Below are 12,553 nucleotides of genomic sequence, written 5' to 3'. Positions count from 1 at the left end.
ACTTAAGTCATACATAATTTATACACTTACAACTGATACACCTTGCTATATATAGACCATACAAAATAGAAAAGCACCCCTATAATGATGTATACATCTCTTCACTGAACAAATCAGAAAGAGTGAACTCATTATTATGAGTGCTTTTACTATTAATATGTGCATTCTCTAACTAAGTTTACCAATTTCACTAAGGCTAGTGAATTCATTATCACCAATGATAATATGATCTAACACTGGTATTCCCATAAACTGACCTGCACTAACAAATAACTTGGTAAGCCGTATATCTTCGTCACTAGGCCGGCTATCTCCAGATGGATGATTATGTATTAAGATAATGGCTGCCGCATTACAAGCTATGGCCTTCTTAAAAACAGCTCGTTGCTCTACGAGGCTAGATACTAAACCTCCATTCGAAATATGTTCTAACTGAATCAACTTATTTCGAGACGTCAACATAGCTGCCCATACATGCTCCACCTCTTCATGTCGCAAGCGCTCCATTACATATTGAGCAATGACAAAAGGTTGAGAAAAATCTTCGTATGTTGCCTTAATTTTTAGTTCCCCTAATCGTCGCCCCATCTCAAGAGCCGCACACAAAGTTACCGCTTTATCTGTGCCAATTCCCTTAATTTTTATAAGCTCTTCAACGGTCATTCTATTAAGACCGTACGCCCCATCATCATAGGACTGTACGATATCACTCGCCAGCGATATGGCAGACTGACCTTTCACCCCAGTACGCAATAAAATAGCTAGCAATTCCTCCATCGCCATATGGGATGGTCCTAAAGCAAGAAATTTTTCACGGGGACGCTGAAATGGTAACATGTCTTTTACACTTACTGTTGGTACTTCCATAGAATCTCTCCATTCAAATAGATAACACCATTTGTAAATCTAACTACACACATCTACTCTCTTACTATATCAATAACGCACAGCACAGCACAGCACAGCACAGCACAGCACAGCACAGCACAGCACAGCACAGCACAGCACAGCACAGCACAGCCGATTATAGCACCATCGCCATCAAATGATAGTATTATTTAGCACCTAATGCTTTACACAATTCATCGTATACATGTTCAACAGGTAATCCTACCACATTGGTATAAGAGCCTTCTATCTTCTCTACCCATAAAGCACCTTTACCTTGTATACCATAGGCGCCAGCTTTGTCCATAGGTTCGCCACTAGCAATATAGGATTCGATTTCAAAAGGAGCTAATTTTTTAAAATATACCTTTGTTTCATTATGAAAAACTATTTCTTGACCTTTAATAAGCAAGGCTACACCAGTAATTACAGAATGAACTCGGCCTGATAAACGCTCTAGCATATGACGGGCCTCAGATTCATCATGAGGTTTACCTAGCACTTGATTGTCTAATACGACAATCGTATCAGCACCTAGTACGATGCTCCCTTCAGGTACGCCTACAGCCGCACGAGCCTTACCTAAAGCTTGTTCTTTCACCATTTCAATAGGATCATCATACCCCTTATTAGCCTCTTCATAGGCACTTGATACAACAATATGATCAATACCAACTTGTGTTAATAATTCAGTTCTTCGTGGTGATTGGCTCGCCAAATATAATCCAGCCATTTGCACTCCTTTATGTATACAAATTTTAGTTAATTTCACCGTTTTATAAATAAAACCATTCCAACCAATTTAGATAATATAAATTAGAAAATATCTGTAAATTAAACAAGAATATCAGGGCCATCCTTTTCAGGTGTTGTTAACTTTTTATAGTACTCTTGTACATCTTCACCATGTTTTACCGCATCAGCACGGACTGCAGCATAGAACACAATGTCCGCTTGAGGCACACGGATACGACCTGGTACATGTTCCTCTAAGATGTCAAAAAATTTATCATCCGCTTTCAATAAAAGGCGACCATTTTGAACCTTATCACCCTTTACAATCGCATATACTAGAGACCAAATAGGACGTGGATCAGAAGTTGAGCATTTTCTATATTTATATCGATATTTAATATTTGTCAATAACTCACGTTCAAACTTAAAGACGCCATCAATCATATCGTAATCTACCTCAAAATGGCGCTTTCTAAATATAGAAGATTCTTCAATTACTAACTTTGTATCTGTCAAAATATAGGTATATCGACTAACAGCTTGTTTAACAATTACGATGATAGCCATAATTTCAATAAAATATTCTGCTATTAGTATAGTATGCAAGTTAATACTACGATATGTAGTGTACCCAACACCACATAATAATAGAATAACAAAACATAATACTAGCCACTCTGCACTTTTAGCACGCTGAGATTTTTCTTCATATAATACTGTCATGTGTTACCCCTTTAAAAGAACTACTACTTTATAACTATACATTCTATTATAAGGTATTCTAAGTATAAAAACTACAAAAACCCCGCCTATATCTATGATATAGACGGGGTTTTATGACTCTATTAGTCACCTAGTTCAGATACGAACTATATTATTTTTTCAAGGATGCTGTAATACGTTGAGTATCGCGAGCAATCATGATTTCTTCGTTTGTAGGGATTACGAAGATTTTAACTCTGGAGCCTTCAGCACTAATTTCTTGTTCTTTACCGCGGATGTTGTTGCGTTCAGAGTCAATGCGAGTACCCAAGTATTCTAAACCGTTGCAGATTGCGTCACGGTTACCGATACCGTTTTCACCGATACCAGCTGTGAATACGATAGCATCAACACCACCCATAACTGCTGCGAATGCACCAATTACACGGCGAACTTTGTAATGGAACATGTTCAATGCTAATTGAGCACGTTTGTTACCATTAGCTGCTGCTTCTTCGATAACACGGAAGTCATTAGACACGCCGGAAATACCAAGTACACCGGATTTTTTATTCATAACAGTGTCTACTTCATCGTAGTTCATGCCAGTTTTGTTCATCAAGAATGGAACGATAGCTGGATCAATATCACCAGTACGAGTACCCATGATCAAACCAGACAATGGAGTAAAGCCCATTGTAGTATCGATGGAGCGACCACCTTTAATAGCGGACACGGAAGAACCATTACCTAAGTGACATGTGATGATGCGAAGATCAGACATGTGTTTGCCCATCAATTCAGCGCAACGTTGTGCAACGTATTTGTGGGATGTACCATGGAAACCGTAACGACGGATGCCATAATCTTCATAGTATTCGTAAGGAAGCGCATACATGTAAGCTTCTTTAGGCATTGTTTGGTGGAATGCAGTATCGAATACAGCAACTTGTGGTACGTTAGGCATGATAGCTTGGCAAGCTTCGATACCTTGAATGTTTGGTGGGTTATGCAATGGAGCCAATGCGCAGCATTCTTCTAATGCTTCCATAACAGCTGGAGTGATCAATACGGAGTCAGCGAATTTTTCACCGCCATGTACTACACGGTGACCAACAGCGTCGATTTCGTCCATAGACTTAATTACACCATATTCAGCATCAACTAAAATATCAAGTAAAATACGAAGAGCTTCTTTATGATTCAAAATTGGTTCAACGCGTTCTAATTTATCTGCGTTAGGACGTTTATGAGTAAAGATAGCGTCTTGATCACCAATCTTCTCAAAAAGACCTTTTGCCAATTCTGTTTCAGTTGTCATATCAAGTAATTGATATTTCAAGGAAGAACTACCGCAGTTAACTACTAATACGTTCATCGATTAACCCTCTTTCTGTTGTGTAACTTGAATCTTGTTTTGAATTTCTTTGCTGATATCAGCACCTACCTGATCCTTTTCAGGATATTGGTAGACTATATTCCACAATACGCCATGATCTAAGAATACGTATTGAGAAAATCTAAATGTTTGTCCTTGAGTTGTATAGGTCACATCAAGCTTTTTAGCAGACGCGCCTTCTAAAGCTACAGACTCTTCTTTGATGGTGCCGCCAATTTTAGTAAACTCAGATTTGCTGCGGTTTACATACTCATCCACCGTTGGCAATGGTTTGTTTTCACCGGCACGCAAAGCCTCAACCTCAATTACCATATGGTCTGTAACAGATCCATAAATATCAATTGGATACCCATCATCAGACATATTTTTTGTACTTTTACCCATTTCATAAGGCAAAGCGATGGTAATTTCAGATTGACCAGCACGGATAACTTGATGGCCAAAACTATATGTATCCATTACATTTGTAGAGCCACATCCCGCCATTGCTAGTAGCGCAGCACCGAGCAGAGCCCCTTGTAATGTACGTTTCCAATTTTGTTTCATCATATACCTCACATCAATTCAGCATTTACAGTTAATTATAGCCTATAGAACAAATAAAATCTACAAAAAACTTTAGTTTTACACACATTTTTTACATCTATTTCTTTACTATACGGCCTCTTAAGTTCAAAATTTATTTACAGTCTTTCTATGCTTTGTTACACTAACACTAATGAAAGGAGTCACTATGAAAACCATCGGTATTATTTGCGAATACAATCCATTTCACAATGGTCATGCACATCAACTACATACATTAGCTACAAAATACCCTGATGTATTGCGCATCTGTATAATGAGTGGCTCCTTTGTACAACGTGGCGAACCAGCTCTTTTCTCAAAATTCGATCGCGCTCGATGGGCTATTCTAGGTGGTACAGATATCGTTATCGAACTTCCTACGCTTTATTCGTTAGGTAGTGCCCAACTATTTTCTTCAGGTGCCATTCAATTAATTAAATCTTTATCTATTGATATGCTGTCCTTCGGTTCTGAAACAACTGATTTAAATCAACTCATCCATATGGCTAAGCGTATGGATTGTGAAAGCACCCAAAATGAATTACGCAATTATTTAAATGAAGGCATGTCCTATGGTACAGCCTTCCGCAAAGCGCTAGGTTCCGAATCATTTAGCACACCTAATGCCTTATTAGGGCTTGAATATATCCGTGCTGCATTAAAGTATTATCCAAACTTAGAATATATTCCTATTCAGCGTACATCTGATCACCATAATCACAATTTCAATCAAGAGTTACCATCCGGTACGGCATTGCGTCAACTCATCACTACTGCTAATCCCTTAGATATGTGTTCAACGCTTCAAAGTACTATTCCAACACCAATTCTAGATGATATGACGCATAGAATCACAAATGATGACTATGTCGACTACAATAGATATTACAATATGGTACATATGTTGAGTCGCCGCATGACAGCCAATGAATTAGAGCATTTTGTTGATTTTACTGAAGGTATTGAACACTTGTGGTTAAAAGCAGCACAACAGCCTTCATGGGAATCTGCCATTGAGCAAATAAAATCCAAGCGCTACACCTACGCCCGTTTACAGCGCATGAGTGCCTACCTTACATTAGGCATTACGAAAGACTTGATAAATATCGCTATGCAAGACGGTCCTCAATACGCTAGATTACTAGCCTTTAACGACAGAGGACGTCAATGGCTGAGAACTAAACATGACATTCCACTCATTCAAAAATGGGCTAAAGCACCTACTCAGCTCAATAATCTTGGAAAATCTATGCATCATATAGATACGCTAGCTACAGATATACAAGCCTTATGTTTCCATAATAAAGGTAAACGTATAGGGCATACAGACTATACCTATACACCGCAATATATCAAATAAAAAGTATAATTTTAATTTAAGCAAAAAAAGGGGTTACAATACAGATTATTCCTGTATTGTAACCCCTTCTTCACCATCTAAGTCTTCTACGGCAACTCGTACACTTTCAAGATGTGATGTAGGAATATTTTTACCCACATAGTCTGCGCGAATCGGCAATTCACGATGACCACGGTCCACGAGTACTGCTAATTGAATAGATTTAGGTCTACCAGATGTCATCAATGCATTTAACGCTGCACGAATAGTACGCCCTGTGTAAAGTACATCATCCACGAGAATGATTGTTTTCTCCGTTGTATCAATCGTACATGGTTTCCCCTCTTTTTGGCGAGCATCACGATCATCACGATACATAGCAACATTGAGTGATTCACATTCAATACGAATACCTTCAATGCGTTCGATTTCGGCCTGCAAACGTTTTGCCAAAATAACACCACGTCGTTCAATGCCTACAATAAGAGCATTAGATAAGCCTTTATTACGTTCTAGGATTTCGTGACTAATACGACGAATCGCGCGCATAATAGCATCTTGATCCATCAATAAGCGTTTCTTTTCCATATATACGCCCTTATAGCACAGAGTTCTCTATGCCCCTTTACAAATATAGTTAGAAGATTATTTTCGTTTATCTTCTCGATATGTTTTAGCAAACTCTATACATGCTTTGAAGTCATCTGGAAGAGGCGCCTCAAAATGCATACTTTCACCTGTAATAGGATGTTTTACATCTAAAGATTTAGAGTGCAATGCCTGTCCTTCAATAGGGAAGTCCATACGACGGTAGCCATAGAACGGATCATTAACAACAGGATGTCCAATATGAGCAAAATGTACACGAATTTGATGTGTGCGCCCAGTCTCTAAATTACATTCAACCAAGGTTTGATGGCCAAATCGTTCAACCACGTTAAAGTGAGTGACTGCATCCTTACTATTTTCAAAGACAACAGCCATTTTCATACGATCCTTAGGATGTCTTCCAATAGGAGCTTTAATAGTACCCTTTTCTTCTACAATATTACCTTGTACTAATGCTAAATATGTCCGTTTAGCAGAATGCTCCTTTACCTGCTCCGCTAAACCTATATGAGCTGCATCATTTTTAGCAGCCATCATAACACCAGATGTATCCTTATCTAAACGGTGAACAATACCAGGTCTAATCTCACCATTAATACCGGACAAATCCTTACAATGATATAGCAATGCATTAACAAGTGTACCCGAATAATTGCCCACCGCAGGATGAACAACCATACCACGTTGTTTATTTACAATAATAATATCATGATCTTCATACAATACATCTAAAGGAATATCCTCTGGTTTTACCTCTACAGATTCAGGCTCCGGTATCTCTACACGTACAACAGCATTTGGTGTAAGTCTAAGATTTGCTTTCCCTACCTTAGCACCTACTGTAACGTGACCACCTTTAATTAAACTTTGAATATAACTACGAGACCCTTCCATATGTTCTGTTAAGAATACATCCAGTCTCATACCGTCTTGCTCAGCATTTACAATATATTCGTTCATCCTCTACCTCTCTATGAGTTAAGTATCATATATTAATTAATTATATGTCATAATATATGAATTATTTATCATCATCTTTTAATGTAAATAAATAGTAGACTACTAAAGCTACGCCTACACAGATACCAATATCAGCAACATTAAAAATAGGCCATATACGGAAATCAAAAAAATCTACCACACCATGAATCATGTAACGATCAATGCCATTACCAATAGCACCAGACACTAATAAAGCAGATCCAATCTGTAAAGTCCACGGACCTTTTGATAAGCGCTTCCAATAATATGCACATGCGCCTAGCAAAATAACCGCTACCAGTAAGAAAAACCATCGCTGATTAGCAAGCATACCAAATGCTGCACCGCGATTAATAATATATGTTAAATGAAATACATTGGGTATAACCACTAAAGACTCACCTAACATAAAATGATTCATAATGTAATATTTAGTCCATTGATCTAAGAGTAACCAAAGAATTAGTATAATATAAAACAAGCTGTACTCCCTTATAATAATATATATCTTAATAGTCCTATTATACTAAGTTAAGCAAATTTAGGCAAAATAAAAAGCCCCTCAATGAGGGGCCGTTTAATTTGTGATTACTCAGCGGAAATTACAGATACTGGGCAAACGGATTCGCAAGAACCGCAATCGATGCAAGTATCGTTGATTTCATATTTAGTTTCGCCTTCAGAAATAGCAGAAACTGGGCAAACAGATGCGCAAGAACCACATTTAATGCAACCATCAGCAATAACTCTCATAATTAGGACCTCCATAAAAATATAGATCAGAACTTTTTATTATCATTTAGAAAGGCACTTGCCTCAACTTATGTTCTCATTATCACACAGTTCTTTTTGAAAGTCAAATGAAAATGATAAAAAACTGTATATATTTTTGCATATTACTTTTTCATTTTTATCATACAAAGCCTATGTTTATAGGTATTTTGATATTACTTTTCATTTAATTAATTGAATATGATATTCAACAAATGAGAATGTTGTAATTATCAATTTTATAAAATCCTAATCATTATAATAGGAATTTAATTATCAATATTTATTATCATAAAAACTATTTTTTTATCACAACAGATTTAACGCTTATCTATATTTTAATCTAACATATAAACTTCACTCTAAAAAAGGCCGAATCATACGATTCGACCTCATTTATATTTATAAAGTAAAGTAATATCTTTACTATTATTCACTATATAACAATAATACTATTTTTTTCTTATAGCACTTAGAAAGATGTTAAGAATGTTAGTGTACCTAAAATAACGCCTGCAAGGTTTGGTACGATTAAAATATAATCACGTTTAGGTGATTTTGTCCAACCATATAATACCCAGATCAAACAGGATACTGCTGCAAATAATGGTTGCCATGGTTGACTAGGTTGACCATGAAGATTAGCAATTATTTGTGGGATATAGGCTAAAAATACAAATACACCAATAAATGCACCAATAGAACCAACTAACATGTTAAATCTTTCTTTTGTCATAGATGACCTCCTTATTCAACATTACGTTATTATATATTACACAATATACTATATCATATTTTTTTCGATGTAGTCAATTGTGTAAAATTAATCATGCAAATTAGTTTAATTCATATTGCTTTTGATTACACTTATATGTAATCTATATTAAAATCATATAGGCTAAAATCATAAAAAACGAGGCCGAATCTTACGATTCGACCTCGTATGTGCTTTATAGTAGAGTAACCTATCCCCTATTATTTACCAGGGAAGAATGGCCATACCATTGGAATGATAATTAAGCTTACTACGAAGCAAACTAAAATCAATGGAACGCCGGCTTTTACATAGTCTGTAAATTTGTATTGACCAGGGCCAAGTACTAATGTATTTGGAGGTGTACCTACAGGTGTACCGAATGCACAAGATGCAGCAATGCCAATAGCCATCAATACTGCATGAGGGTCAGCGCCCATACCTTGGGCAATGGAGATGCCGATAGGAGCCAATAATGCACTAGATGCTGTGTTAGACATGAATTGAGTCATAACACAAGACAAGATGAACAATACAGCTATTGCAAAGTAAGGGCTAGGATTATCGCCTATAACGCCGATTACAGAATTAGCAATCATTTTACCTGCACCAGATTGGTCAAGTGCAGTTGCCACTGGCATCATACCAGCGAATAAGAAGATTGTTACCCAGTCAATAGAAGTGTACGCTTGTCTTTCGTTCAAGCAACCAGTTAATACGCAAAGCATTGCGCCAATAACTGCAACCATGCTCAATGGTAAGTTAATACCATAGCCTTTTAGGAAGTCGCCTAAAATCATAGCGATAATTACGCCTAAAAGAATAAGACCAGAGAATAATTGTTTCTTAGGATCGTTAGAAATATCTTCTGCAGCTACTTCTTGTTCTACTTCGCCAGCATCTGTAATTTCATGATTAGGTAATAAATGTTTACCAATAAGCATCATGAAAACGATAGTAGCGATAGTCAAAGGAATACCAATCCAAGCAAATTCGAAGAAACCAAATTGTGTAAGACCAAATTTAGCTAATGTACCACTTACAATAATGTTTGGAGGTGTACCAACCATTGTATTGATACCACCAACACCTGCAGCAAAAGCCATAGGCATCAATTGGCGAGACGCAGGAATCTTAGCAACAGCACAGATACCAACAACTACTGGAAGTAAAGCAGCTGTTGTACCAGTGTTGGACAAGAATGCGGACATAATTGCTGTAATAACCATGATGGCAAGCATTAAGCTATTTTCGTTAGTACCAGCACGAGATACTACAGTTTCACCAATTTTTTGAGCTAAACCAGTGTAGAACAATGCAGCACCAACAACGAACATGCCAGCGAACAACACAACTGTACTATCAGATAAACCAGAGAATACAACCTTAGGAGTAATAATACCCATAAGGCCTAGAGTAATTGCGCCGCCTAGAGAAGTAATAGCTAAAGGAATAATTTCCGTAACGAATAAAACAGCCATGACTGCAAGGACGATTAAGGTTTGTTCTGCAATACCCATACATCATCATCTCCCTTCAGAGAAATGCACTGATTGTATTAGATGAGATATAAAATATAGCCTACAATACTGATAGCCAAAGAATAATACTTCCCCTAAAAAACCTCGGCTATTAAACCAAGTATATTTAGTTCTACGTTGGAACCATTTGGCCTTTTTTTCATTACCGATAATCAGTGCAGTAATAAAAAACACAATAAATGCCCAAATAAAACAAATCAGTATTTTTAATTCTATCGATAACAAGTGACCACCTCTACTATTTTAAAAGCACTAGAAGATTATTCTGTGAATTCTTGTATCACCTAATGACCGATCTGAAAAGCATTTATTACAAATATACCCTATTTATGCATGAATACATAGATTTAAACTTTTTATTATCATTTAGAAAGACACTTGCCTCAATTTATGTTCTCATTATCATACAGCTCTTTTTGAAAGTCAAATGAAAATGATAAATAACTATATATATTTTTGTATAGTAATTATCATTTTTATGAAACCCTAAGTGCTATACTAGGAATTTAATTATCAATATTTATTATCATAAAAAAACGAGGCCGAATCTTACGATTCGACCTCGTATGTGCTTTTATAGTAGAGTAACCTATCCCCTATTATTTACCAGGGAAGAATGGCCATACCATTGGGATAATAATTAAGCTTACTACGAAGCAAACTAAGATCAATGGAACGCCGGCTTTTACATAGTCTGTAAATTTGTATTGACCAGGACCAAGTACTAATGTATTTGGAGGTGTACCTACAGGTGTACCGAATGCACAAGATGCAGCAACGCCGATAGCCATCAATACAGCATGAGGGTCAGCGCCCATACCTTGGGCAATGGAAATACCGATAGGAGCCAATAATGCACAAGATGCAGTATTAGACATAAATTGAGTCATAACACAAGACAATGCAAATAATACTGCTGTTGCAAAGTAAGGGCTAGGATCAGAACCCATAACGCCGATTACTGCATTAGCAATCATTTTACCTGCACCAGATTGGTCAAGTGCAGTTGCTACTGGCATCATACCAGCGAATAAGAAGATTGTTACCCAGTCAATGGATGTGTAAGCTTGTTTTTCGTTCAAGCAACCAGTTAATACGCAAAGCATTGCGCCAATAACTGCAACCATGCTCAATGGTAAGTTAATACCATAGCCTTTTAGGAAGTCACCTAAAATCATAGCGATGATTACGCCTAAAAGAATAAGACCAGAATATAATTGTTTCTTAGGATCGTTAGAAATATCTTCAGCAGCTACTTCTTGTTCTACATCACCAGCATCTTGAATTTCATGTTTAGGTAATAAATGTTTACCAATGAGCATCATGAAAATAATAGTAGCGATAGTCAAAGGAATACCGATCCAAGCAAATTCGAAGAAACCAAATGGTTGTTCACCAAATTTAGTTAATGTACCACTTACAATGATATTAGGTGGTGTACCAACCATTGTAATGATACCACCAATACCTGCAGCAAATGCTAAAGGCATCAATTGACGAGAAGCAGGAATCTTAGCAACAGCACAGATGCCTACAACTACTGGAAGTAATGCAGCTGTTGTACCAGTGTTAGATAAAAATGCGGACATAGTTGCAGTAACAACCATGATGGCAAGCATTAAACCATTTTCACTAGTACCTGCATGAGATACTACTGTTTCCCCAATTTTTTGAGCTAAACCAGTGTAGAACAATGCAGCACCAACAACGAACATACCAGCGAACAACACAACTGTACTATCAGATAAACCAGAGAATACAACCTTAGGAGTAATAATACCCATAAGGCCTAGAGTAATTGCGCCGCCTAGAGAAGTAATAGCTAAAGGAATAATTTCCGTAACGAATAAAACAGCCATGACTGCAAGGACGATTAAGGTTTGTTCCGCAGTACCCATACATCATCATCTCCCTTCAGAGAAATGCACCGATTGCATTAGATGAGATATAAAATATAGCCTACAATACAGATAGCAGAAGCCATCAAAAAAGTTATACCATAACCCTCTTTAGTTTTAGGATAGCCAAAAAATAACGCTTCCCCTAAAAACCCTCGGCGATTAAACCAAGTATATTTAGTTCTACGTTGAAACCATTTGGCTTTTCCTTCATTACCGATAATCAGTGCAGTAATAAAAAATACAATAAATGCCCAAATAAAACAAATCAGTATTTTTAATTCAATTGATAACAAGTGACCACCTCTACTATATTCAAAGCACTAGAAGGTTATTGTGTGAATTCTTGTACCACCTAATGACCGATCT

Annotated in this window: 14 protein-coding genes; 1 reads left to right on the top strand and 13 read right to left on the bottom strand. The window is 36.9% G+C overall.

Annotated elements, in window-relative coordinates:
* Positions 1–168: 168 nt before the first annotated feature.
* From radC to VEIT17_RS02990, 5 genes are all read right to left on the bottom strand, one after another.
* On the bottom strand, positions 169–867 hold the full coding sequence (gene radC, locus VEIT17_RS03010) for a RadC family protein (protein WP_119206453.1): 699 nt from the start codon (positions 865–867) through the stop codon (positions 169–171).
* 187 nt (positions 868–1,054) lie between these two features.
* Complete coding sequence (locus VEIT17_RS03005; RefSeq protein ID WP_129823182.1) at positions 1,055–1,621, bottom strand: Maf family protein; 567 nt, start codon at positions 1,619–1,621, stop codon at positions 1,055–1,057.
* Between the two features lie 101 nt (positions 1,622–1,722).
* Entirely contained in the window at positions 1,723–2,346 is a 624-nt protein-coding gene (locus VEIT17_RS03000; protein ID WP_129823183.1) for a hypothetical protein, read from the bottom strand.
* A 151-nt stretch (positions 2,347–2,497) separates the two neighbouring features.
* On the bottom strand, positions 2,498–3,703 hold the full coding sequence (locus tag VEIT17_RS02995) for an acetate/propionate family kinase (protein ID WP_129823184.1): 1,206 nt from the start codon (positions 3,701–3,703) through the stop codon (positions 2,498–2,500).
* A gap of 3 nt (positions 3,704–3,706) precedes the next feature.
* Positions 3,707–4,270, bottom strand: coding sequence for a hypothetical protein (locus VEIT17_RS02990; protein WP_039969076.1), 564 nt, complete (start codon positions 4,268–4,270; stop codon positions 3,707–3,709).
* Between the two features lie 187 nt (positions 4,271–4,457).
* Between VEIT17_RS02990 and VEIT17_RS02985 the strand changes: the two genes are divergently transcribed.
* Entirely contained in the window at positions 4,458–5,651 is a 1,194-nt protein-coding gene (locus VEIT17_RS02985; protein ID WP_178884677.1) for a tRNA(Met) cytidine acetate ligase, read from the top strand.
* A 45-nt stretch (positions 5,652–5,696) separates the two neighbouring features.
* On the opposite strand, the gene pyrR is transcribed toward VEIT17_RS02985, so the two are convergent.
* The 8 genes from pyrR to VEIT17_RS02945 all read right to left on the bottom strand — a co-directional run bounded on the left by pyrR (position 5,697) and on the right by VEIT17_RS02945 (position 12,480).
* Entirely contained in the window at positions 5,697–6,218 is a 522-nt protein-coding gene (gene pyrR / locus VEIT17_RS02980) for a bifunctional pyr operon transcriptional regulator/uracil phosphoribosyltransferase PyrR (RefSeq protein ID WP_105089436.1), read from the bottom strand.
* Positions 6,219–6,275: 57 nt separating this feature from the next.
* On the bottom strand, positions 6,276–7,199 hold the full coding sequence (locus VEIT17_RS02975) for an RluA family pseudouridine synthase (protein WP_127161426.1): 924 nt from the start codon (positions 7,197–7,199) through the stop codon (positions 6,276–6,278).
* A 61-nt stretch (positions 7,200–7,260) separates the two neighbouring features.
* Complete coding sequence (gene lspA, locus VEIT17_RS02970; protein ID WP_039969072.1) at positions 7,261–7,701, bottom strand: signal peptidase II; 441 nt, start codon at positions 7,699–7,701, stop codon at positions 7,261–7,263.
* Positions 7,702–7,808: 107 nt separating this feature from the next.
* Complete coding sequence (locus VEIT17_RS02965; RefSeq protein WP_005386021.1) at positions 7,809–7,973, bottom strand: 4Fe-4S ferredoxin; 165 nt, start codon at positions 7,971–7,973, stop codon at positions 7,809–7,811.
* A 490-nt stretch (positions 7,974–8,463) separates the two neighbouring features.
* Positions 8,464–8,727, bottom strand: a complete 264-nt coding sequence (locus VEIT17_RS02960) for a SemiSWEET family transporter (protein ID WP_004696474.1) — start codon at positions 8,725–8,727, stop codon at positions 8,464–8,466.
* A 239-nt stretch (positions 8,728–8,966) separates the two neighbouring features.
* Entirely contained in the window at positions 8,967–10,265 is a 1,299-nt protein-coding gene (locus VEIT17_RS02955) for an SLC13 family permease (RefSeq protein WP_105098821.1), read from the bottom strand.
* A 620-nt stretch (positions 10,266–10,885) separates the two neighbouring features.
* A complete protein-coding gene (locus VEIT17_RS02950; RefSeq protein WP_060923991.1) occupies positions 10,886–12,184 on the bottom strand; it encodes an SLC13 family permease in 1,299 nt (432 codons plus the stop codon).
* 38 nt (positions 12,185–12,222) lie between these two features.
* Entirely contained in the window at positions 12,223–12,480 is a 258-nt protein-coding gene (locus VEIT17_RS02945) for a hypothetical protein (protein WP_060923992.1), read from the bottom strand.
* Positions 12,481–12,553 lie beyond the last annotated feature (73 nt).

This window comes from Veillonella nakazawae, assembly GCF_013393365.1.
In the GTDB taxonomy this organism is placed as follows: Bacteria; Bacillota; Negativicutes; order Veillonellales; family Veillonellaceae; genus Veillonella; species Veillonella nakazawae.
The sequence above is the reverse complement of the archived record's forward strand: the minus strand, read 5'-3'. Positions and strand labels throughout refer to the sequence as shown.

Excerpts from the sequence above, each read along its gene's own strand:
- radC (WP_119206453.1), bottom strand. The coding sequence starts at position 867 with ATGGAAGTACCAACAGTAAGTGTAAAAGACATGTTACCATTTCAGCGT.
- VEIT17_RS03005 (WP_129823182.1), bottom strand. The coding sequence starts at position 1,621 with ATGGCTGGATTATATTTGGCGAGCCAATCACCACGAAGAACTGAATTA.
- VEIT17_RS03000 (WP_129823183.1), bottom strand. The coding sequence starts at position 2,346 with ATGACAGTATTATATGAAGAAAAATCTCAGCGTGCTAAAAGTGCAGAG.
- VEIT17_RS02995 (WP_129823184.1), bottom strand. The coding sequence starts at position 3,703 with ATGAACGTATTAGTAGTTAACTGCGGTAGTTCTTCCTTGAAATATCAA.
- VEIT17_RS02990 (WP_039969076.1), bottom strand. The coding sequence starts at position 4,270 with ATGAAACAAAATTGGAAACGTACATTACAAGGGGCTCTGCTCGGTGCT.
- VEIT17_RS02985 (WP_178884677.1), top strand. The coding sequence starts at position 4,458 with ATGAAAACCATCGGTATTATTTGCGAATACAATCCATTTCACAATGGT.
- pyrR (WP_105089436.1), bottom strand. The coding sequence starts at position 6,218 with ATGGAAAAGAAACGCTTATTGATGGATCAAGATGCTATTATGCGCGCG.
- VEIT17_RS02975 (WP_127161426.1), bottom strand. The coding sequence starts at position 7,199 with ATGAACGAATATATTGTAAATGCTGAGCAAGACGGTATGAGACTGGAT.
- VEIT17_RS02965 (WP_005386021.1), bottom strand. The coding sequence starts at position 7,973 with ATGAGAGTTATTGCTGATGGTTGCATTAAATGTGGTTCTTGCGCATCT.
- VEIT17_RS02960 (WP_004696474.1), bottom strand. The coding sequence starts at position 8,727 with ATGACAAAAGAAAGATTTAACATGTTAGTTGGTTCTATTGGTGCATTT.
- VEIT17_RS02955 (WP_105098821.1), bottom strand. The coding sequence starts at position 10,265 with ATGGGTATTGCAGAACAAACCTTAATCGTCCTTGCAGTCATGGCTGTT.
- VEIT17_RS02950 (WP_060923991.1), bottom strand. The coding sequence starts at position 12,184 with ATGGGTACTGCGGAACAAACCTTAATCGTCCTTGCAGTCATGGCTGTT.